Source organism: Myxococcus sp. AB036A (assembly GCF_006547355.1).
Taxonomy (GTDB): Bacteria; Myxococcota; Myxococcia; order Myxococcales; family Myxococcaceae; genus Myxococcus; species Myxococcus virescens.
Genome location: NZ_VHLC01000015.1, coordinates 21,590 through 44,198, shown reverse-complemented (window position 1 = coordinate 44,198; position 22,609 = coordinate 21,590). Strand labels below are relative to the sequence as shown.

Below are 22,609 nucleotides of genomic sequence, written 5' to 3'. Positions count from 1 at the left end.
ATCCCGAGCCCTTTCCGGCTTTGAAAGCAGGCGTCCAGGCGGGCCCCGGACGCCTGCCCGGTCACGCGTAGCGCTTCTTCATCAGGAAGAGGATGGCGTCCTTCGCGCACGCCTCGCAGTAGCCGTAGCGCTCCGCCATCGTCTTCAGCGTGCTCTGCACCTGCGTCTGCTCGCGCGCGGTGAGCTGGTTGCGGTCCTCGGACAGGTACTTGAGGACGTTCTCCTTGTTCTTGCGCAGCACGCGCTTGCGCTCCTCGAAGTAGTGATCTCGCAGGCGCTTGAACATGTCCGGGAAGATGCGGCCGTAGTCCATGACCGCGTCCGGGTTGTCCAGCCGGTGCGCGCCGATGGAGGCGATGAGTCCCCGGCGGAAGTCGGCGGCGTCCTCGCCTCGCGGCATGATGATGGCCTCCACCTCCACCATGCGCTGCTCTTCCGGCGCCTCCATCACCCCGGTGACGCGGTTGCGCATCTTCTCCCCGCGCACCCAGTGGCTGATGGTCTGGATGTAGCGCTCCACCAGCTCGCGGTACTGCCCCTCCGACACCAGGCCCATGGACTCGCGCACCTCCGAGTCCACCCGGTCCAGGTACTCCGCCTCCGCCAGCCGCACGAAGGCGTCATGGTCGTGGTAGCCGTCCACCACCTCCTGCAAGAGGAACTCGTAGACGCTCTTGTCCTTGCAGATGGCGGACAGCTCCTCCAGCACCGCCAGCGCGTTGAGGCACTTGTAGTCGGTGTTCTGCGCGGCATTGAAGAGCGCCGTCTTGATTTCGCGCGCGCTGGCGCCCGAGCGTCCCTCGTAGTTGGGGTACGCGTCCGACTCCGTGAACAGGTCCTCGCGCAGCTTGCGCAGCTCCTTCGTGTTGGCCAGGCTCAGCCGGTCCGGCGGCGCGCCCTCCTCGTAGAGGTGCAGCTTCTCCACCGGCGTCACCTGGTCGATGAGCTCCTTCACGTCCTGCGGGTAGCGGTCCGGAATGGGCTTCTTCAGCCGGGTGAGCACCGCCCACATGGCCGCCAGCTCCGTGGCATGGGGCGCCACGTGCTTGCCCACGGTGGTGGAGGTGATTTGCGCGTCGTAGATCTGCTGCTCGGTGCGGTAGCGGCGCAGGTAGGGCACGCGCACCAGCTCGATGCGGCCCTTGAAGGACGCGAAGTCCGGCAGCTCCTTGAAGGCGTTGAGGTGCTTCTCGTTCGCCGACGCGATGAGCACCTCGTCGAGCTGGAGGACGAAGGGCTCCAGCGGCACCTCGCCCGTCTCGCTGAAGCCCAGCAGGTACTTGAAGGCCTCCAGGGGCCGCTTGAGCAGGTCCGCGTACTCGATGAGGCCGCGGTTGGCGTGGACCAGGGGGCCGTGCGGCTCGAAGAGCACCGTGCTGTGCAGCGGTGCGGGCACGTTGAGCTGGGTGCGGTCCGCGGTGAGCTGCTGGACGACGGCGTCCACGCTCATCTGCGGCTCCACCGTCACCGTGCCCACCTGATAGCGGCGCGACACGTAGAAGCGCTCCACCTGGACGTGGCGCATCACCTTCAGCCAGTCCCCGCCGTAGGAGTTGAGCAGCGCGGTGTAGATGCGGCGGCACTTGGAGCACAGCTCGCCGTCCCGCACGTAGTCGGACAGGATGAAGTCGCCACTCTCCCCGTCCCCGTTGCCCAAGCCCTTCTTCTTGAGCGCCGTCTCCAGCAGCTTTCGGCGCTCGCCGGGCGGGACGGCGAAGAGCGGGTGGTCCCGCAGCTCGCACGGCATGCGCAGGTCGATGGACTCCGCGTCCAGGTGCGCGAAGGTGGTCATCTCCCCACTGGCGGAGTCCCGCTCACCGAAGCCAATGGAGCCCTTGATGAGCTTCTCCGACGGGAACACCCAGGCGAGCCGGTAGAGCGCGCCCTGGGGCAGCCGCGAGTACGTCTCCATGCCTTCCTTCAGGGCATTGACGAGCGTGGATTTGGCGCTGCCATTGGGCCCGTGCAGGAGGATGAGCTTGTTGATACGGCCGGCCCGCACGAAGTTGCCGAGCAACCGGTAGATGGCGTTCTGCACCTCCTCCTGGCCCGCCACCCGGTCGTCCCGGTCGCCGCCGGGCACGTCGAAGACCTGGAAGCGCCGGATGGTGCCCGTGGGGTGCGGCACCGTGGTGGTGCCGAAGTGGTCCATCACGTCCCGCAGGTACTGCGCCGCGTTGCGGGCCTGGCCCTTCGGGTCGCTGAAGAAGAGGGAGAGATACTCCTCGAAGGAGAGAATCGACCGGTTCTTGACGAAGTCGGCGTTCACCTGCGCGCCCACTTCCTGCAGATAACCCTTCGCGTCCAAGTTGACTCTCCTCTGGTCCGTCGTCCACCACCAAGTTTTCCGTCCGGGCCACCAATGTCCAGCACCCCGGACGTCATTGTCGGCTGGGGCACGCGCTGCTGGCCACCGGGCGGCCACAGGGAGCGCTACGGCGCCCTCCAGGGGAAGCAGGGAGCCCGGGTCCGCATTCCCGGGAGCGGCAAACGGCGCGGTGTGTGAACTCGCGCGCGGCGCGAGGGTGCGCTACGGTCTTTTCCTTCCTCTGCGGCCTACCCACCCGGAGTCCAAGCAAGATGCACAAGGAGCCCATCATCGGCATCGACCTCGGCACGACCAACTCGTGCGCGGCGATCGTCGAGGACAGCGGGAACGTCAAGCTCATCCCCTACAAGGGCGGCGAGTACACCATCCCCTCGATCTTCGCGATCGACGACAAGGGGAACGAACTCATCGGCTACGAGGCCAAGCGCCAGTGGCAGCTCAACCCGCGCAACACCGTCTACGGCTCCAAGCGACTGGTGGGCCGAGGCTTCGGTAGCGAAGTCGTTGACACGATGAAGCAGGTCGTGGCGTACAACATGCGCCCCGGCAAGCAGAGCGACGTCATCCTGGACGTGGGGAAGAAGGAGTTCGCCCTCCAGGAGATCAGCGCCAAGATCCTGGGGAAGATCCGCGAGGTCGCCTCCAACTACCTGAAGATGCCCATCAAGCGGGCGGTGGTGACGGTGCCGGCCTACTTCAACGACCGGCAGCGCCAGTCGGTGAAGGACGCGGGCAAGCTCATCGACCTGGAAGTGGTGCGCATCATCAACGAGCCCACCGCGGCGGCGCTGGCCTACGGCGTGGGCAAGGGGCTGAAGGAGAAGGTCGTCATCTACGACCTGGGCGGCGGCACCTTCGACGTCTCCATCATCGAGATCCGCGACCGCGTCTTCGAGGTGAAGGCCACCGGCGGTGACGTCTTCCTGGGCGGCATCGACTTCGACAACGCCATCATCCACCACGTCCTCAAGGACTTCGCGGCGAAGACGGGCCTCGACCTCGCCACGGACCCGGTGGCGATGCAGCGCATCAAGGACCTGGCCGAGCGCACGAAGATCGACCTGTCCGCGCGCGAGGAGGTCCCCTTCAACATCCCCTTCATCACGATGACGTCCCAGGGCCAGCCCCTGAACATCGAGATGAAGTTCAGCCGGAAGATGCTGGAGCAGCTCACCAACCAGCTCGTGGACCGCACCCTGCAGATGGTGGCGCGCGTGCTGGTGGACTCGGGACTGTCCACCAAGGACGTCGACGAGGTCATGCTCGTGGGCGGCCAGACGCGCATGCCCATCGTCCAGGACCGGCTCACCAAGTTCTTCGGCAAGCCGCCCAGCAAGGGCGTGCACCCGGACGAGGCCGTGGCCATTGGCGCCGCGCTCTACGCACACTCGCTCCAGGACGACACCAACCTGCGCATCCAGCTCCTGGACGTGATTCCCATGGCCATTGGCCTGGAGAAGGCGGGCGGCGCCTTCCACACCGTCTTCCCGCGCAACGCGTCCATCCCCAACGCCAAGCAATTGCTGGCCACCACCAGCATGGACAACCAGACCGAGCTCGCCGTGCGCATCTTCCAGGGCGACAACGAGCTGGTGGCCCGCAACGACATGCTGGGCGAGTTCACCTTCTCCGGCATCCAGCCCGGCCGCGCCGGCGCCGCGCAGGTGGAGATCACCTTCGACGTGAACGTGGAAGGCATCCTCACCATGCGCGCCCGCGACCCGGCGTCCGGCCGCGAGATGAAGACCACGGTGCGCGTCAGCAATGCCTGATTGACGTCCCCTGCTCCGCTCCCGTGCGCCAGGAGCGGAGCGCCCTCGGCCGCCGCACCAGGGAACAGCGGGCGCGGCCCCTCAGCCGCCCTGCGTGGTTCCCCGGCCTTCTGGCGCCGCATCCGGCGCCAGGAAGGCGGTCGCATCGTCGGGGCCCCGTGAGCCATGGCCCTCGTCGCGGGCCAGCTCGAAGAGGCCCGTCTCCACGGGCGAAAGGCCGAAGCGTGACGCCGCGCGCGCCTGGGCCCGGCCGCTGACCAGCACCTGCCCACGCCCGGCCCTCGCCGCCAGCCTCGCCGCGGTGTTCACCACGTCCCCCAGCACCGTGAAGTCCAGCCGGCCGGAGGCCTTCGCCCCCACGCTGCCGGCCACCAGGTCGCCCGAATCCAGGCCCATGCAGACGCCATGCGCGTACGGTGCGCCCTCGCCGCCACGCGACGCCAGCGTGCCGAGTTGCCGGTGGACGGCGTGACAGGCCTCGAGCGCCAGGTCCACGTGCCCGGGGCCTCGGAAGACGGCCATCACCGCGTCCCCCATGAACTTGTCCACGATGCCGCCGCGCGCGAGCAACTCCGGGACAATGGCCTCGAAGTTGGCGTTGAGACGGCGCAGGGACTCCGGCGGCGCTTCCTGGTGCAGCACTGGCGTGAAGGCATCCACGTCGATGAACACCACCGTGCCGTCCACCCACTCGCCCGCCATGGCGTCCGAGCCCTGGAGCAACGGCGGCAGACGCTCCAGCACCGCGCCCGGGACGAACATGCGCAGCAGGCCGTTCTCCTCCGTGTAGCGCACGGTGCGGCGCAGCTCGCGCACGTGCTTCAGCGTCTTGACGAGCGTGGCCTCCAGGTCCGGGAAGTCGATGGGCTTGGTGATGAAGTCGAAGGCGCCGCGATTCATCGCCGTGCGGATGTTGTTCATGTCGCCATACGCGGAGACGATGACCACCCGGGTCAGCGAGCTGATCTCCCCCACGCGCGACAGGAACGTCAGCCCATCCATGCGCGGCATGTTGATGTCGCAGAGGACGACTTCGATGTCGGGATGCTGGCGCATCTCCTCCAGCGCCTCCTCGCCGTCCGCGGCGAAGAGGAACTGGTAGACGGAGCGGCGGATCTGCTTGCGGAAGCTCTGCTCCATCAGCACGACGATGTCCGGCTCGTCATCGACGACCAGGATTTTCGCCGGGCGCGACGGCCGGCCCGCATCCACCGCGCTGGTGAGGGCGGAGGCCAGCTCGTGCGCGGACTGGAAGCGGCGCGCGGGGTCCACGTCCAGGGCGCGCGCGAAGAAGGCGTCCACCTCCGTGCCCAGCTCCGGGGACAGGCTGGACGGCGTCGCGGGCGGCGGCGGCACGTTGCCCAGGCGCATCTGCCGCAGTGACTCCAGGGGGAACGGGTGCTGTCCCGTCAGCGCGCGGTACGCCACCACGGCCAGCGCCCAGAGGTCACAGCGGTGGTCCAGCCGCGGCTCCAGCCCTCGGAGCTGCTCGGGGCTCATGTACCGGGGCGTGCCGGCCATCTCCTCCTCGGGATGCGGCCGGGCCGCGCCGCCCGACATCAGCAGCGCCAGACCGAAGTCCAACACCTTCACCTGCTCGCCATGCTCCGTGCGCGCGAGGAAGAGGTTGGCCGGCTTGAGGTCGCGGTGGATGACGCCCGCGGCGTGCGCGGCGGTGAGCGCGCGGGCCGTCTGCGTCACCAGCCGCTCCACCATGGCCAGGGACAGCCGGCCGCGGCGATTCAACAGGGCCTCCAGGTCCTCGCCCACCAGCCACTCCATGACGATGTAGGGCGTCTCGCCGGAGAGGTCGCAGTCGTGGACCTGGATGACGTGGGGATTCTGGAGGCGGGCAATCGCCTGCGCTTCCCATTCGAACTGCCGGCGAGCCAGGGGCGCGGGCGCGCAGTGGGCCGCCATCAGCTTGAGGGCCACGCGGCGCTGGAGCTTGGGATCCAACGCCACCCAGATGGTGCCCATGCCACCGCCCGCCAGCCGCCGCTCCAGGACGTAGCGGTCGCCAATGACTTGTCGCTCGGAGTGGGAGTCTTCGACCATGGGAAGCGGCAAGTGTCTCACACCGGCCCTTCGCAAGGTACTGTGGGCTGCCCTCTCCCACGGCGGCCAGCCGCGCGGCGTCGACCGGTCTGTCACAACGCGCGTGCTACGGTCCCGGCCCCCATCCCGCTGCGGCGCGCACCCATCCAACCTCCGGAGGCGTCATGCCCGAGACTGAATCCGTCCTGAAGCCCCCCGCCCCCGCGGCGCCCGAAGCGCCCGCTTCCCTCTCGCGCGAGGCGGACGGCCATGCGCTCCCCGGTCTGCACGTCCCACCGGGGCTCAGGCCCGGCATGCCACGCAACGCGATGACCACCAGCCCGGTGGAGTACGTCAACGAGCCGCTGCAGGTGCTCGCCGGCACGCTGCCCGAGGACCTGCAGGGGCACGTCTATGTCGCGGGGCCCAGCGTGCACGCGGGCTCCCCGGCCCTGGCCTCGGACGGGCTCGTGCTGCGCCTGGACTTCCAGGTGGGCGGCGCCCGGTTCACCTCCGCCACCATGCGCACCCCCTCGTACTACGCGCGCCAGCAGGTGGACGCGGGCGCGACGGCGCGAGGCCCCCTGACGCGGCTGCTCAACCGCTTCCGCAAGACGACGCTGGCGGACGTGTCCCTCACGCTGGGCCCGCAGGAGACGCCCAACACGGCGCCCTTCCTGGTCGAAGGTGAGCGGATGCTGCTGGTGACGACGGACGCGGGCCGCCCGTGGGCCATCCACCCCAAGACGTTGAAGGCGTACACACCGCTGGGCTACCTGCGCGAGTGGAACCGCGCCCTCCCCACGCCGTGGGCCTTCCCCCTGCTGCAGAGCACGGCCCACCCGGCCTTCGACCCCGCCGAGCGCCTGGGCCCACGCATCAACAAGGACCGGCCCCGCCTCTTCTTCACCAACCACGCGCCCAAGTGGCCCCTGGGCGCCGGTTACACGCAGTTGGTGAGCTGGGACACGGAAGAGAACCGGCTGAACCACTGGAAGCTGATGGACGCGGCCACGGGCGAGCCGGTGGTGGCGGCGTCGCTGCACCAGATCGCCGCCACGCGGGACTACGTGGTGCTGCTGGACTCCAACTTCCCCATCAACTTCTGGCAGATCGCCGCGCAGGCGGCGGTGCCCTTCCTGCCGCGGGTGCAGCGCGCGGTGGAGTGGCTGACTGCGTCCCCCGCCGCCCCGCAGGCGGTGTTCTGGGTGGTGCGGCGAGCGGACCTCCAGACGTCACCCGGGACGCTGGACCCGGCGAATCCGCCGCTCGTGTCCGCGCACCGCTTCCAGGCCGGAGGCGGTGGGCTGCACTTCGCCGCCATCTACGAGAACCCCGACGACGTCATCACCCTGGTCGCGGCGCACTCTCCCACCGAGGACCTGTCTCATACGCTGGAGCCGGGCGAGCTGCTCATCAATGGCAACCGCGTGCAGGACTGGCAGGCGGGAATGCCCACGGCGGTGCCCGTCACGCGCAGCTCCATGGGGGTGCACCGCATCGACATGAAGCGGCTGCGCATCCAGTCCAATCTGTATTCGCATGACGACTTCACCTGGGGCCTGACGGTCTTCTCCAACGCCGGCCTGGTGAATGGCGAGCTGGAGGCCCACTTCCGGCTGCTGGGCCACGTGATGAACGCCAAGTTGCCGACGAAGGAGCTGGCGCTCTACCTCAACTCGGATGGCTTCACGGCGGACATGGTCCCCGAGGCGCTCTACCAGCTCTACAAGCCCGTCGTCGGGGACAAGTCCGCGCTGCCCATCCGCGATGGCCGCGCGGCGAGCTTCTGCAAGTTCTTCGTCGACTCCGGCCGCTTCGAGGGCTACGTGCTGCCCACCGGCTGGTTCGGCTTCGCGCCGCAGTTCGTCCCCAGCGCCCGGTTCCCCCAGGTGCCCCACTGGAAGGGCTACGTGGTGGCGCTCGTCGTGTCGGACCCGACGCCGGACCTGCCTGAGAACTCCACGGGCGACGAGGTCTGGATCTTCGACTCCGAGGACCTGGCCAAGGGCCCCATCTGCCGGCTGGGCAGCCGCAACTTCGACGTGGGCATGACGCTGCACACCACCTTCCTGCCAGCGGGCCTGGCTGACCTCCTGGAAGGCCAGCCCCCGGGCAACGTGGCCCCGTACTGCGTGGACGTGCGGCAGGACCTCGACATGGACGCCATCGAACGGACGTACCTGGAGTGGCCCCAGACGCTGCTCCCACGGGTGCCAAGGGTGCTGTTCGCCCCGTGGCGCCTGGGCGTGAAGTGGGCATTGAACTTCCCGAAGCTGCGGCAGGTGCTCCAGGAGGACGTGTATCCGCACTTCCCGCGCAGGTGACTGCGTCAGGCGCGGCTTCCTCGTCAGCGCCCCTGACGTCCGCTGGGCCCGTCTGCCCGCGCGACCTTCATACGAAGAAGAAGCCGCCCCCGTGGCCCGTGCTGCGCTGGAGCGAAGCCAGGAACGAGGCAAAGGTCGCGCTGCCCGTCACCGCTCCAGGCCGGGCCGGATTCGTTCGCGTGGTCTTCAGCGTGAATCCGCCCCTCCCTTCCAGCTCAACCTCCACTACGTGAGACTCCAAACGCTTGTCTGCGATGATCTTCCCCCGGGTCTTGTCGAAACCAAAGGCCGGACCCGAAGCGAGCGCCGCGCACGCCATCGTGTTGACATTACTCGGCGCGAGCGGCGCCAGCTCGCGCACGCTGCCATCGAAAATGACGAACTCATCCTGGGAGTCACTCTGTTCGTATTCGATGAGTCTGCTGCGAAGAGGCTCCTTCAGCTTGAACGCGCTTGGGTGCTTCTTCATGGTGACGCTCAGCGCGCGGATGCTGTCGCCCTGTTGGCCCAGCTTGGCGATGTCTTCGACCCCCCACAGCGCTCCCGCCGGGAGATAGCACTCATGACGCGTGCCTTTCGCGGGCGCTTCTGCCAGTGCGCTGCGGATACGTTGCTCGACGGAAGCATCCGCGAATGCCGTCGGGCTGCCGACGATCAGGTCGCAGTGCCGTAGGAAAAAGGCACCATACCGCGCGACGATCTCCGGATGGCACACTTCGATGACAAGGTCGATCCTGCCGTCATACTTTTCGAAGAGATGCAGCAGATCCCCGCTGTACCGCAGCGACTCGGGCTGGAGGGATGCAAGCTTGTCAGTCGTCCTGTTCCAGACGGCGATCAGCTCGAACTGCGCCGAAACGGCAGGGTCCCCCTGGATCGCGTCGACCAGGTATTGGCCCAGGTTGCCATATCCAATGATTGCGGTGCGTATGCGAGTCACATTTCCCTGCTTCTGGTGAGTGGACGGCGAGTTCGCGAGAAGACGGCGAAGGAATGACCGATGAAGGGTGGGTTACGTCCCTGTCGCCACGTCGCCGGTCGCCGGCCTGTCCTCACGCATCTGCAGGGCCGCAGACTTCGAAGGCATCTTGCCTGGGAGGTGTCCCCCCAAGGACTCAGCGCCACGTGAGATGAAGAGGTGATGAAGAATCTGCAGGCTACAGGCGACGAGCAGAAACCTGTCCGCGATGACGCGAAACCTTTCAAATCGACGGAGAAACCTGGCGAAGGCAATCATAGGCCACTTCAGAATTCCAGCCTCTCGCACGGCGCTCGGCGTCAGATAGGTGTCGCAAAGCCGATCACAGGCTGGATACGCCTCGCGATTGAAGGTTGGAACCGTGGTGCTGAACGGCCATTTCTCCCGCGCCTGAACCTCTTCGGGAACGAGGTCCGCGGCGATCTCCCGAAGGATGTACTTCTCCTTCCCTTGATGGATCTTGAAATCGATGGGGATGTCGCGCGCGAGCTCGAACAGGTGGTGATCCAGGAACGGAACCCGCCCTTCGATGGAGTGGGCCATCTCCATGCGATCGCCGAAGCAGACCAGGATCGCCTTCCGGAGATGGTCTTTCATGCGCCGGTACTGGTCCTTCAGGAGCGGGTGGCGACCCTCGAGCTGTGACTGCTCCAATGGCTGCCTGGGCAAGAGCGTCGCCAGCGGCTCGCTGCGGGATGGCGCACGAAACTCCTTGCGGAAGGTCAGCACCCTGACGATCGCGTAGAGGAACTTCCAGTACCGGAGAACGAACCAGTCGCGAACGCGGATCGCAGCGCGGATGAACACCGGCCTCTGGTAGCCATGGAGCTTGTCCCGGAACATCTTGTAGCCGAGGAACACCTCGTCCGCACCCTCCCCGGTCAAGACGACGCTGACGTGCTTCTTCGCGAAGTCGGAGAGCAGGAACTTAGCAACCGGTGCGAAGTCGAAGATGATGTCCTCGCTGTGCCAGAGGCAGGCCTCGAGATTCTCCCAGAGGTCGTTGGTCTCGACGTCGAGCACGTGATGTTCCACCCCGATGTGCTCGGCAATCCGCTCGGCGTTCGAGCGCTCGTTGAATCTGGGCATGTCCGCGAAGGACACAGTGAAAGCGAGCGGTGGCCGATTCCCGAGACGACGGACCTTGGCCGCGACGAGCGCCGAGTCGATTCCCCCGCTCAGGTAGACACCCACCGGCACGTCAGCCCGGAGACGCAACCGGATGGCTTCCGTCAGAGCCGCGTCGGTTTCTGCCTTCCATTGCGAAAAGTCCTTGGCTGCCCCGCCACCATCTCCCTTGGGGAAGTCCGGCCTCCAGTAGGTCAGCAAACGAGGCGCGGGCTCACCCAGGTCCACGACGAGCGCCGTTCCAGGCGGCAGATCGTAAATGCCCCGGAACAGGGTCTCGTTCTCGTTCCGTTCGCCAAACGGCAGGACGAACTGCATCCTGGCCTCTTTGAGGCCAGAGGCCAGGATCGCTTTGATTTCAGAGGCGAAGACCCAGCCACCGTTGTCAGTGTTCGCGACGAAAAGCGGTTTGATGCCAAACCGGTCCCTGCAAGCAATCAGCCGTTTTCGCTTCTTGTCGAAGAGAAGAAAGGCAAACTCTCCCCGCAGGTGCTGGAACAGCTCCAGGCCGTGCTTTTGGTAGAGCCCCAGGATGACTTCGGAGTCGCTGCGGGTCTTGAACTGGAAGCCCTCCGCCTCGAGCTCTTGCCGTTGCCTTTCAAAATCATAGATTTCGCCATTACAGACGAGGACGCATTCGCCGGCCGAGTCGAACAAGGGCTGAACGCCGTTCTCCAGGTCGATGATGGACAGACGGCTGTGGGCCAGGCCCACGCCGGTCTCATCGTCTAGAAAAGCACCTTGACCGTCCGGTCCACGGTGCTCCAACACCTTGCATGCGCGGCCGAGCGCCAGCCGATCAACCCGTGCGTCTACAGCACCGAAAACTCCACACATGAACCCCTCCCCAGGGACCTGATGAAAGTCGATTCCGAAGGAACAGGGCCCGCGGAAGTCCCGGGCGCCTGTGTTCCCCTCGGCCATCAGGCCGCGGCACTGCGTAAGTCATTCCGGAGCAGCGTGAGACTGATAGCGGCGCGCTTCGCGGCGCCCGGAAGGGGCCCCTGTTCGGGGCGCTCCCCTCCGTTCGCCGCTCATTCCGCCCCCCTGCGGGGCCTCATCAGCCAACGACGATGTTGATGATTCGCCCTGGCACGTAGACGAATCGGCGCTCGGTCTTTCCGGCGAGATGCGGGATGAACTCCGGCTCTCGGTGGACGGCCTCGCGCGCCTCCGCCTCCGTGGCGTCTCGCTTCAGGCGCAGCTTCCCTCGGACCTTGCCGTTGACCTGGATGGCCATTTCGACGAGCTCGTCCACGGTCAACGCAGGGTCGTATTCAGGCCACGGCTGGAGGGAAATGGACTCGCTTGCGCCCCAGCGGTGCCAGAGTTCCTCCGAGAGGTGAGGCGCGAATGGGGAGAGAATCCGCGCAAAGACCCTGGCCGCCTCGAGCGGCACGCGCGGAAGCTCGGCCAGCGCGTTGGCGAGGATCATCATCGCGCTCACGGCCGTGTTGAAGCGCAGCGCTTCGATGTCCTCCCCCACCTTCTTCACCGTCTTGTGCAGCAGCCGCCGCACGTCCTCGGTCAGCTCCGCCGGCGCCCCCCCCGCGTCCTCCGTCACGAACGCGAGCATGTTCCACACGCGGTCAAGGAAACGCCGCACGCCGATGACGCCGTTGGTCTGCCACGGCTTCACCGCCTCCAGCGGCCCCATGAACATCTCGTACATGCGCAGGGCATCCGCACCGAACTGCCGGACAATGTCGTCCGGGTTCACCACGTTGCCGCGCGACTTGGACATCTTCTCGTTGTTCTCACCCAGGATCATTCCCTGGTGGACGAGCTTCTTGAACGGCTCGGCGTGCGTGACGAGGCCGCAGTCGAACAGCACCTTGTGCCAGAACCGGGCGTAGAGCAGGTGCAGCACCGCGTGCTCCGAACCGCCGACATACAGGTCCACCGGCATCCAGGCGTCGTACGCCTCCTGCGAGAAGATGGCCTGGGTGTTCTTCGGGTCAGTGAAGCGCAGGTAGTACCAGCACGAGCCCGCCCATTGAGGCATGGTGTTGGTCTCTCGCGCGTACCACTTTCCATCGCGCTGGAAGAATCGCCAATCCAAGGCGCGAGCCAGCGGGCCCGCCGGGTCCTCGCTGGGCTTGAAGTCCTCGAGCTCGGGGAGCCGCACCGGCAGCTCGTCCTCGGACACGGGCAGAGGCTGGTCGTAGCGAATGGTGTGGGGATGAATACGCGGGTCCGATGAGCCCTCCGCGAACTCGACCGGGAAATAGATGGGGATCGGCTCCCCCCAATAGCGCTGGCGCGAGAACACCCAATCCCTCAAGCGGTACTGGACGCGCCTTGCGCCCAGTCCCTCTCGCTCGAGGTGCGCGAGCATGGCCGCCTTGGCCTCCGGCGTCCGCAGCCCATCGAGGAAGCGCGAGCGCACCGCGACGCCGTCCCCCACGAATGCCTCCGTCCACGTGCCGGTCTCGTTCAGGGCGCCGTCGGCCGAAACCACCTCGACGACGGGCAAGCCGAGGGCACGCGCGAACTCGAAGTCACGCGCGTCATGTCCGGGCACGGCCATGATGGCGCCCGTCCCATAAGAGCCGAGCACGAAGTCAGCGACCCAGATGGGGAGGCGCGCTCCCGTGAGCGGGTGCAGCGCGTAGGAGCCGGTGAACACGCCGGTCTTGGCTTTCGAGAGCGCGGTGCGGTCCAACTCGCTTCGGCTCGCGGTCGCCTCTCGGTAGGCCAGAACCTCGGCACGCCGCTCCGCCGTGGCGAACCGCTCCAGCAGCGGGTGCTCGGGTGCGACGACCATGTACGTCGCGCCAAAGAGCGTGTCCGGACGGGTGGTGAAGATGCGGAGGCGGTCCGCGCTGCCCTCGATGAGGAAATCGACCTCAGCACCCTCGCTGCGCCCAATCCAGTGGAGCTGCTTCTCCCGCGTCTCGGGCCAATCCAGCCCCGAGAGGTCCTCGGCGAGCCGATCCGCGTATGCCGTGATGCGAAGCGTCCACTGCCGCAGCGGCAGCCGCACAACCGGGTGACTGCCCCGCTCGCTTTTCCCGTCAATGACCTCCTCGTTGGCGAGCACCGTGCCGAGCGCCGCGCACCAGTTCACCGGGAGCTCGGCCTGATAGGCCAGCCCGCGCTCGAAGAGCTTAAGGAAGAGCCACTGGGTCCAACGCACGTACTCCGTGTCTGTCGTGGAGAGCTCGCGAGACCAGTCGTACGAGAACCCGAGAGACTTGAGCTGCCGCTTGAACGTCGCGATGTTCTTCGCGGTGGTATCCGCCGGGCGGGTTCCCGTTTCAAGCGCGTGCTGCTCCGCGGGCAGGCCGAACGCGTCCCATCCCATGGGATGAAGGACATCATATCCCCGCATCCGCAAGTATCGCGAGATGATGTCCGTGGCCGTGTAGCCCTCCGGGTGCCCGACGTGCAGCCCGGCCCCCGAGGGGTAAGGGAACATGTCGAGGACGTATGCCTTCGGTTTGCCGGGGTGCCTGCGCGCCTCGAAGAGGCGCTGCTCTTCCCAACGGGCCTGCCAGAGGGGTTCGATGTTCGCCGGGTCGTACTTCGGCCGTTCTGTGGACATGGCGCCAGTTACCACAACGGGCATGCCCAGTCAGCAGGCCGCGGAGCGGCGCTTCAGGTGGCCCGCTCCACGCGTGATCCGGTGCTCGAGCTCCCCGGACCCGCTCCGATCCGAACGACAGATGACGTAACTCTCTCGTAGGCCTGGATTCCCTCCATCACGGGTTCAATCGTAATTCCCGCGTGACATGACACCGAAGGCGATGCTAGCAATGGGACACTTTTTGGGAGGGGCTCTTCAGGCCTGATGCGCTCTCCTCAGGTGCGATTGATTGGGGGCCTGCAAGGCTTCGCCGTTCAGCAGCCTTCTTCAGGTGGCCACCACCGCATGCGCGGTGCGACTGGCGTGGCACACATCAGGACTGACAATGAAGAGTCGTTCGTCTGAGGGGGGCCCCATGCATGCATCCGTGCCCGGCCGATACTCGCAGCTCGTGGACACCCAGAAGGGCCTCGTTCGTCGCGAAATCTTCGTAGATGAAGAGGTGTTCCGCGATGAATTGCGCCAGATATTTGGCCGTTGCTGGCTCTACCTCGCGCATGAGAGCCAGGTTCCCGCCAAAGGCGATTATGTGAATGTTTTCATGGGCACCGAATCGGTGCTCGTGTGCATGGGGCGGGACGGGAAGATCCGGGCCTTCCTGAACTCATGCCGTCACCGGGGCAACCGCGTCTGTCGCGTCGATCGCGGCAATGCCAGCACGTTCGTCTGCCCCTATCACGGATGGTCCTACGACCTCTCGGGGAAGCTGGTGGGCGTTCCCGGCGCGAAGGAGCTCTATCACGGCGATCTCGACCGTTCCCAATGGGGTCTGGCCCCCGTTGCGCAGGTCGCGAGCTACAAGGGACTCATCTTCGGGACCTTCGATCCCGAAGCGCCTCCCCTCGAGGAGTATCTGGGCGACATGCGCTGGGGCCTGGATTTGCTACTCGACCAGGGCGACCTCGTTGCCGTACCAGGCACGATCCGATGGTCAATGGCCTGTAATTGGAAGCTGGCCGCGGACAATGGAGCGGGAGACACGTACCACGCCTTGTGGACGCACCGTTCAGCGGTTCTCGCGGGCCACCCCGAAGGGGACGGGGTGACCAACGATGAGCTCGCGATTGGCAAGCACCGGGGTTTCACCATGGTGACTGGATACGGCCATGGCTACAACGCGGACTGGCTCGCCGAGAATGTCGACATGAGCTCGCCCCTGGCAGCCTGGCGCCGCGATCCTGACGTCCAGCGGAAGCTGGGGCCCTTCCGCCAGAATGTCCATCGCGCCAATCAAAACGTCTTCCCGAACCTGTTCGTCAACACAGGATCGCGCGACCTGATGGTTCGCAATCCCATCAGTCCGACGAAAACAGAGACCTGGAAGACGATTCTCGTCGACAAGAACGCCGATCCCGAGATCCAACGGATGCAGATCCGAGCCTCCAACCGCCATTTCGGGCCAGGAGGAATGTTCGAGCAGGACGACGGCGAGAACTTCGAGCAATGCACCTCCGCCGCCAGCGGCGCGTTCTCGCAGGCGTACCCGCTCCATTACGGAATGGGCCTCGGGCACGGACACGTCGTGAACGACGGGAATTCACCTCCGCGCATCGACAGCGTCATGAACGAGCATGCGCAGCTGTGGATGTATCGCGCCTGGGCGGAATTCATGGACGCCCCCAGCTGGAATCACCTGAAGCAGAAGCATTCACGGCCGGAGGGTGTCCTCTGATGTCGCCCCATCTCGAGGCGATGCTGCTCCAGCACGAAATCGAGCAGTTCTACTACATGGAGGCGGCGCTGCTGGATGAGCGCAGGTTCAACGAGTGGCTGGCGCTCCTCACGAAGGACCTGGAGTACTGGATGCCGGTTCGTTCGACCCGGACCCGCGCCGACATGCACCTGGAATTCTCCAAGCCCGGCGAGGCCGCCTACTTCGACGATGACAAGCAGACGATGACCGCGCGCGTGAAGAAGCTCGACACCGGGTTCTCCTGGGCCGAGGACCCGCCGTCTCGGACTCGCCATCTGGTGAGCAACGTCCGCATCACCGGGAGAAGCCGCGAGGGAGAACTCGAGGTCTCGAGCAACTTCCACGTCTACCGCTCGCGCCTGGCGAACGATGAGGATTCATGGTTCGGCCGTCGGGAGGACTGTCTCAGGAAGCTCGATGACTCCTGGCAAGTGAGCCGGCGGCATATCTATTTGGACCAGGTCAGTCTCGACTCCCAGAATCTCAGCATCTTCTTCTGAAGACGCGTCGTCTCTCGCCATTGCAGCAATCGCCCTGAACGGCGCAATGCGAACCGACAGGTGGTGCTCACCACCCGCGGAAGCGTCGCGAGCGCCGCATTGCCCAGCCCGGGAACCGGATAGACGAATGACCGTGACCTTTCAGAACATGCCTCTGGAGTTCTCGCTCGCGGAGGCAGCTCCATCCCTGTGGAGTCGACTGCCAAGCCAGGTCCAGGCAATCGCAGGCGAATGGATGAGCACGGGCAGCATCCCGACCGCTGACATCGTCGCACCTTTTCACGCCCCTCCATTCGTCAAGCCGCGGTTCCACGTTCGCGCGATGTACCGCTGTGTCGACGGCCATGGATTTGACCAGGGAGTCATCGCGCTCAAGGGTACCGAGACGGCCGCACGGGACATGCGGCTTGCCCTGCAAACGATGACCGCTGGGCGCCCCTATGTGAACCGCATCGAGCTCTTCATGTACCAGGAGTACAAGCTTCCGATCGCGGTCCGTCTCCGTGAAGCGCTCCTCGATGCCAGGAAGGCGCTCGCCCTGAATCAAGCGCTCTGGACCACCTTCGAAGAGCAGGCCCCCATCCCGGTGCCCCTGGGCGTCTTCAGGTGGCCCGTGGAGCACCAGCGTGCATATGAGGAAGAGCTTCAGAAGGTCCTCTCCGACACGGGCGCCGAGGTCGCTGAGCAGCTCCAGGACTCGCTGGGCGTGCTCGTGTACTACTTTCCGCGGTCGCCCATCCGTGTCAGGCATCTCCGCCACGAGAAGACAAGCGCGTATCCCGACGCGGCGGGCCGAGCTGAACGGGTGCGGAGCTGGGTGGAGCTCGCCGCCAGGCTGATGGTCGCGGGCTACTTCCCGTGCACGCTCGACAACCAGCGCCAGGGGTGCTGCCTCTCCGATCAGAATGTCTGCGTGGATGGCGGCTTCGTGGACATCGACTCCATCAAGCGCATGTCCGAAATCACCGATCCGGGGTTGTTCCACGGCAACCTGTTGCTGACAGTGGCGATGCTTGCGCACAGCTGCGCCGTCTATCTCTCTGGAGAGAAGACGGTCGCGAGTCACCCTGCGTTCGAGCAGGTCGTTACGATGCACAGCATCTTCGGGTCCAATCTGGCAGGCGCCCTCTACCTGCCCGCGATCTGGAGGGACCTCACGTCGGCCTTGCAGAGACTCATTGAGGCGGGGCACACAGTGGACAAGCGTCTCGAGACGCTGCTCAAGAAGGATTCGGGCGCCGATCTTCTCGTTGAGCTCACTTCGAGGCTCCCGGGGCAGTCAGAATCCTCCAGCGAGATGACATTCCACACCTCGGTCAAGCATCCGTTTGAAGCGCCCTGACGTCGCAGAGCGGCGCTTGCTGTCGTCAGGGGCATCCACCTCTACTCCGCGGAACGGTATCAGCCATGCAAATCTTTACACTGGAGACACTCGTCGCCCTGGCACGAGAGCGGTCACCCTACTACCGGAAGCTCTACCGTGATCTTCCCAGGAGTGGCTGGAAGCTGCGGGATCTTCCCATCATCGACCTGGAGGACTTCTGGGCTGTCAATGACTTCAACGGAAGCCAAGTCTATACCGACACCGTCTTCGACGGACTCATCGGCTCGACCACGGGTACGACAGGGAGTCCCAAAGTCATTCCCTATACCCGGGAGGAGTGGCGGACGACGATTGAGCTGGTCGGCCGCATGTTCTGGATGAGCGGGGTCATCAAACCGGGTCAGCGCGTGGCGAACCTGGCGACCGCGGTGCGTTTGTACACCTCGCACCTCTTCGTCCACGATGCACTCCAGGTTTCGCCCATCCGTTGCTTGGAGCTGGCAATGTCCAGCAACACGACGGTTGATTTCATCGCAGATGCATTCGACATGTTCCGGCCGGAAGCCGCGATCGGCATGGTAGTGCCGCTGCTGAACATCGGCACGGAGATCGCCGGGCGCTCGAAGACCCCGGATTACGTAAGCCGGCTGCTCTGCGGAGGCGAAATCATCTCCGACGACCAGCTCGCATACTTCGGCCGGGTGTACCCGAACGCCAGGATCTGTGGCAGCGTCTACGCCACGCACGAAGCCGGAATCCTGGGGCTCTGGGATGAGTCCTGCGGTCCGCAGGAGATGCGCGTCTACGACGAGTGCGCGCTGCTCGAGATCGTCGACGCATCGGGCAACCCCATCGAAGAGGAGGGCCAACCGGGGACGGTCATCGCGACCAGCCTGACCAAGTCCCTCATGCCGGCCATTCGCTACCCCACGGGGGATCGGGGGGTCTGGGCTGGGCCTCCAGGGCCAGGGCGCAAGTTCCGTCTGCTGGGACGAGCCCAGCCTCGCCTCTACGACATCGGCGGCCAGACCATTGACGTGGACGACCTCGGTTTGACGCTGAGCGGCTCCATTCCAGAGATCCTGGTCCTGTCGGTTCAGTTGGTCCAGGAAACCCGTGAGGGGGCGGAAGTCGTCACGATGCGCATCTCTCACGCGCCACGCACAGCGGGAGCCAGCGCCGATGTTCGCGCCGTGGAAGAGAGGGTTCGGATGCGCGTGCCCGCCTTCACCGCCATGGAACGCTCCGGGGAGGTCTCGCGGTTCAAGGTTGAGTTGGCGTCGCCGATGATCGAGGTCAGCGGAGGCCTGGGGAAGCTTCAGCGCGTCATCGACCGACGGGGGCGCGCGTAGACAGCGGCCAATACCGCGGACGGTTCCCTCAATCCCACACCAGGTGATTCCCTCAAAGCGAATGAATGCATCAACCAGGTTCCAGGGGGCCATCGTGCTCGTCACGGGTGGCACGGCGGGCATCGGATTGGCATGCGCCGAAGTCTTCGCGCGAGGAGGTGCACAGGTCGTCGTCGTCGGTCGTGATGCCGAAAAAGGTGAGCGGGTTCGCGAGAGCTTCGCGGCGCGGAGCTGGGCGTGCGACTTCATCAGGGCGGATGTGTCCAAACGGGAGGAGATACAGGCGTTGTTCGCCCTGATCACCGAGCGTTATGGTCGCCTCACGGTCGCCGTGAACAACGCGGGAACCGATGGTGCATCCTTCACTCCCCTCCTCCAGTATCCAGATGACATCTGGGATGAGGTCATCAACCTCAATCTCACCAGCGTCTACCTGTGCATGAAGGCGGAGCTTGCGTTGATGATGGGCCACCCGAACTGCGCGATCATCAACGTGGCTTCGCTCGCGGGACTGAAGGCGAGCTACAGCGGTGGCGGTGCGTACACCGCGAGCAAGCATGGCCTCATCGGGCTCACCAAGAGCGCGGCCATCGAGTATGCGCCGCATCGGATCCGCATCAACGCGGTCTGCCCTGGGCTGGTGAGGACCCAGATGGCGATCGATGTCCTTGGCGATGAGAAACTCGCCGCGGTCGGTGAAAAGAACCCTCTGGGCCGGCTCTGCGAGCCCCGTGAAGTCGCCGACACCGTTGCCTGGTTGAGCACTCCCGAGTCTTCGTTTGTGACAGGCGTGGCCCTGCCGGTGGACGGCGGGCTCATCGCGAGTTGATTGAGCAGGAGCCCAGCGTGACCATCTGCTTTCTGTATACCTCCGTACTCCGGTTCGACCCCACCCGGGATGATCCGGGCTTTGGCAGTGACGTCGTGATGATCGACCTCGAGGACGCCGTCCATGCGGCCTCAAAGGCCAAGGCCCGGCAAAGGCTGGCCGAGCTCGACCTGAGGACGCTGACCCAGCGGGGTCGCCGCTTCGGCGTCCGGATCAACCACCTCGCATCCCTGGATGGCATCCGGGACCTCGATGCCGTGTGTCGAGGTCATGAGGAGGGGCGCCTTCCCATCGAGTACCTGCAGATTCCGAAGGTCCGCTCTCACCACGAAGTGGTGCTCTGCAGGTCGGTGATCGAGAAGCTGAAAGGCGTCAAGCTCTTCCCCATCGTCGAAACGCCCGAAGGCATGGACGACATCGAGCGTATCGCCTCAGTGAGCGATCTGCTTCTGTTCGGGCAGGCGGACATCACCGCCACCATGTACCGCCCCAACGAGGCGTACCTCGCTCAGGCCCGGGGGCGTTTCTGCGTCGCCTGTGCGCGATATGGGATTCCACCCGTCGACACGAAGCTCTTCGAAGAGGTGGAGGACATGGCCCGCTTCGAAGCCGCGTGTCGCGAATCGAAGAATGAAGGCTTCATGGCGAAAGCCATCATTCACCCCAACCAGGTGCCGATCGTGAAGAAGGTCTATTCGGTGCCCTCCGCCGAGCTCGAGACATACCAGAAGACGATCAGCAGCTACGAAGCCGCGGCCAACGGCTTCGCCATCGTCGATGGCTCGGTCATCGCCCCGCCCTTCGTCGCCAAGGCGCGGCTGATGTTGGACTATTACACGTCTCAGCAAGCATCCGGGTCACCCGGCGGAACGGAAGATCGCGGGCGGGACCCTTCCGCTCGAATTGGCTGATAGCCCACACGGGAGAAGCGAACACATGCAAAAATCAGCATACATCCAGGTTGGCGAGCGACGGTACCGCGAGGACAAGGGACTCTATCTGGAGGACCTCGAGCCGGGGCTCATCTTCGAGCATCGGCCTGGCCGGACCATCACTGCCACCGACAACATCTGGCAGTCGCTGATCAACATGAATCAGCACCCCATCCACATCAACGAGCACTACGCAGCGGAGACCGAGTTCGGCCGCCTCCTGGTGGGAGGGCTCGTGACGTTCAACATCGTGAACGGGATGACGGTCAGCACCGTCAGCCAGAAGGCGATTTGCCATCTGGGCTGGGACAAGGTCCGGTTCCCCGAACCGGTGTTCGTCGGAGATACCCTCTACGCCGAATCCGAGGTGCTGTCGCGGCGCAACTCCAACTCGAGGCCTGGCCAGGGCATCGTCGTGGTGGAGACGCGCGGAAAGAATCAGAAGGATGTGACTGTCGTCACCTTCGAGCGGTCGATTCTGATTCCGAGCCGGGACTACGTCGCCAAGAAGTAACCCGTCGTCAGGAAGGCGCTCACCACGAGCGAGCGCCTTCCGCCGCGACCATCTACGCGGCCGCCTTCACCTCGGCGACGCTTTCCTTCACCGCTTCACAGAAGGCGAGCAGGTCCGCTTTCTCCATGTCCGCCCGCCCCATGATGCGCAGTCCAGCGCGGCCGCGAGCGACGATCGGGAAGAAGACGGCGGAGGTGTAGAAGCCCCGGCGGTACACGCGCTGAGAGACCTCCAGCGCATGCTCCGACTCGCCGATCTCGATGACCCGGATGGGCAACCCGTCGTTCGCGTAGGGCGTGGGGATCAGCGAATCCAGGTAGGCCATGTTCGAGCGCATCTTCTCCTGGAGCGCGGCAACCTCCTCCGTCATGTGGAGCTCCGCGGTCGCCTTGGCCGCCCCCATGGCGGGAACGTTCACCTGCTGGCTCCACCCGAGAGGCCCCGCGGAGTAGTCGATGAGCTCGCGCTGCCGCTGGGTCCCGAACAGGAGCACGCCCCCCACAGTGCCGAACGACTTGGCAAGCGAAGCTGCAATCATGGTGCGCTCGCCCAGATCGCCAATCTGGGGGCGGAACATTCCCTGACCGCGCCGACCGCATACTGAGACGGAGTGCGAATCATCCACGTAGAGGAACAGCCCGTACCGGTCCTGCAACTGGAGGAGGTCGCGGACGGGAGCGGCTCCGCCGGTGCTGTACGCGCCGTCACAGACATAGACGACGGCAGGGTGCGCCTTGCACGCATCCTCAAGCGCGTTCATGTCGTTGTGGGGGATGGTGACAACCTCCGTCTCGTCCCCACAAACGGCCTTCATGATATTCATCGAGAAGTGACAGTTCTTGTCGAATACCATGACGGGCTTGACGCCGCCCGTCAGGTGACCGGACGACAGCAACGGCAACGCCGTCGCTGAAGCGTAGAAACATGACGGTGTGAGGTAGGCCTTGCTCTCGAAGAGCGTGGCCAGCGCCTCCTCGGCCTCGCCGAGCAACGCAGGCGCAATCCGCACCCTCGAAACGGCATGATTCAGCACGCCCTCCCGCTCGATGGCCTGCTTCGCCCCTTCGAGGATCTTGGGGTGCCTGTTCAGCCCGAGGTACGAACATGAGACCATGTTGACGAACTGGTGGCCGTCAGCGGTCTGCAGCTTGCTGGTGTCCGTCTTGCCGGTACGGATGTGCATGAGCCCGCGCTCGGCACCTTCGCGCCAACTGCTCTCGCTGGCGGTGATCATCTTGCTGATGTTGTGGTACTTCCCCATGGCGGCTTCGTCCCTTTCGACCTCGATACGCGTGCTGTGAATG

15 protein-coding genes are annotated in these 22,609 nt (G+C 65.3%); 9 read left to right on the top strand and 6 right to left on the bottom strand.

From position 1 onward, the window contains the following. Positions 1 to 61: 61 nt before the first annotated feature. A complete protein-coding gene (locus tag FL344_RS08715) occupies positions 62 to 2,308 on the bottom strand; it encodes a PrkA family serine protein kinase (RefSeq protein ID WP_141618183.1) in 2,247 nt (748 codons plus the stop codon). Between the two features lie 272 nt (positions 2,309 to 2,580). On the opposite strand from FL344_RS08715, the gene FL344_RS08710 reads away from it, so the two are divergent. Continuing rightward, positions 2,581 to 4,101: an Hsp70 family protein gene (locus FL344_RS08710; RefSeq protein WP_011554055.1), complete on the top strand. Its 1,521-nt coding sequence runs from the start codon at positions 2,581 to 2,583 to the stop codon at positions 4,099 to 4,101. Between the two features lie 81 nt (positions 4,102 to 4,182). Here FL344_RS08710 and FL344_RS08705 read toward each other — a convergent pair whose 3' ends face one another. Then, positions 4,183 to 6,255 (bottom strand): response regulator, encoded by a 2,073-nt coding sequence (locus FL344_RS08705; RefSeq protein ID WP_141618182.1) that lies wholly within the window; start codon positions 6,253 to 6,255, stop codon positions 4,183 to 4,185. Positions 6,256 to 6,323: 68 nt separating this feature from the next. On the opposite strand from FL344_RS08705, the gene FL344_RS08700 reads away from it, so the two are divergent. Continuing rightward, a complete protein-coding gene (locus tag FL344_RS08700; protein WP_228564875.1) occupies positions 6,324 to 8,465 on the top strand; it encodes a carotenoid oxygenase family protein in 2,142 nt (713 codons plus the stop codon). Positions 8,466 to 8,532: 67 nt separating this feature from the next. Here FL344_RS08700 and FL344_RS08695 read toward each other — a convergent pair whose 3' ends face one another. The 3 genes from FL344_RS08695 to leuS all read right to left on the bottom strand — a co-directional run bounded on the left by FL344_RS08695 (position 8,533) and on the right by leuS (position 14,119). Further along, on the bottom strand, positions 8,533 to 9,405 hold the full coding sequence (locus tag FL344_RS08695; protein WP_141618180.1) for an aspartate dehydrogenase domain-containing protein: 873 nt from the start codon (positions 9,403 to 9,405) through the stop codon (positions 8,533 to 8,535). Positions 9,406 to 9,477: 72 nt separating this feature from the next. After that, a complete protein-coding gene (asnB, locus tag FL344_RS08690; RefSeq protein WP_194863047.1) occupies positions 9,478 to 11,409 on the bottom strand; it encodes an asparagine synthase (glutamine-hydrolyzing) in 1,932 nt (643 codons plus the stop codon). A 223-nt stretch (positions 11,410 to 11,632) separates the two neighbouring features. Further along, a complete protein-coding gene (leuS, locus tag FL344_RS08685; protein WP_141618178.1) occupies positions 11,633 to 14,119 on the bottom strand; it encodes a leucine--tRNA ligase in 2,487 nt (828 codons plus the stop codon). A gap of 433 nt (positions 14,120 to 14,552) precedes the next feature. Here leuS and FL344_RS08680 point away from each other — a divergent pair, with 433 nt between their 5' ends. The 7 genes from FL344_RS08680 to FL344_RS08650 all read left to right on the top strand — a co-directional run bounded on the left by FL344_RS08680 (position 14,553) and on the right by FL344_RS08650 (position 21,305). Next, complete coding sequence (locus FL344_RS08680) at positions 14,553 to 15,833, top strand: aromatic ring-hydroxylating dioxygenase subunit alpha (protein WP_194863046.1); 1,281 nt, start codon at positions 14,553 to 14,555, stop codon at positions 15,831 to 15,833. Further along, the gene (locus FL344_RS08675; RefSeq protein WP_141618176.1) at positions 15,833 to 16,354 is read left to right on the top strand and encodes a 3-phenylpropionate/cinnamic acid dioxygenase subunit beta; all 522 of its coding nucleotides are present in this window, start codon (positions 15,833 to 15,835) and stop codon (positions 16,352 to 16,354) included. The genes FL344_RS08680 and FL344_RS08675 overlap by 1 nt, the downstream gene beginning before the upstream one ends. A gap of 127 nt (positions 16,355 to 16,481) precedes the next feature. Beyond that, on the top strand, positions 16,482 to 17,696 hold the full coding sequence (locus FL344_RS08670) for a hypothetical protein (RefSeq protein ID WP_141618175.1): 1,215 nt from the start codon (positions 16,482 to 16,484) through the stop codon (positions 17,694 to 17,696). A gap of 65 nt (positions 17,697 to 17,761) precedes the next feature. After that, positions 17,762 to 19,030, top strand: coding sequence for a phenylacetate--CoA ligase family protein (locus FL344_RS08665; RefSeq protein ID WP_141618174.1), 1,269 nt, complete (start codon positions 17,762 to 17,764; stop codon positions 19,028 to 19,030). A gap of 61 nt (positions 19,031 to 19,091) precedes the next feature. Beyond that, on the top strand, positions 19,092 to 19,859 hold the full coding sequence (locus FL344_RS08660) for an SDR family NAD(P)-dependent oxidoreductase (protein ID WP_141618173.1): 768 nt from the start codon (positions 19,092 to 19,094) through the stop codon (positions 19,857 to 19,859). A gap of 17 nt (positions 19,860 to 19,876) precedes the next feature. Beyond that, the gene (locus tag FL344_RS08655; RefSeq protein WP_141618172.1) at positions 19,877 to 20,770 is read left to right on the top strand and encodes a CoA ester lyase; all 894 of its coding nucleotides are present in this window, start codon (positions 19,877 to 19,879) and stop codon (positions 20,768 to 20,770) included. Positions 20,771 to 20,795: 25 nt separating this feature from the next. Next, positions 20,796 to 21,305 (top strand): MaoC family dehydratase, encoded by a 510-nt coding sequence (locus tag FL344_RS08650; protein WP_090490508.1) that lies wholly within the window; start codon positions 20,796 to 20,798, stop codon positions 21,303 to 21,305. A 52-nt stretch (positions 21,306 to 21,357) separates the two neighbouring features. Here FL344_RS08650 and FL344_RS08645 read toward each other — a convergent pair whose 3' ends face one another. Further along, the gene (locus FL344_RS08645) at positions 21,358 to 22,566 is read right to left on the bottom strand and encodes an aminotransferase class I/II-fold pyridoxal phosphate-dependent enzyme (RefSeq protein WP_141618171.1); all 1,209 of its coding nucleotides are present in this window, start codon (positions 22,564 to 22,566) and stop codon (positions 21,358 to 21,360) included. Positions 22,567 to 22,609: the final 43 nt, after the last annotated feature.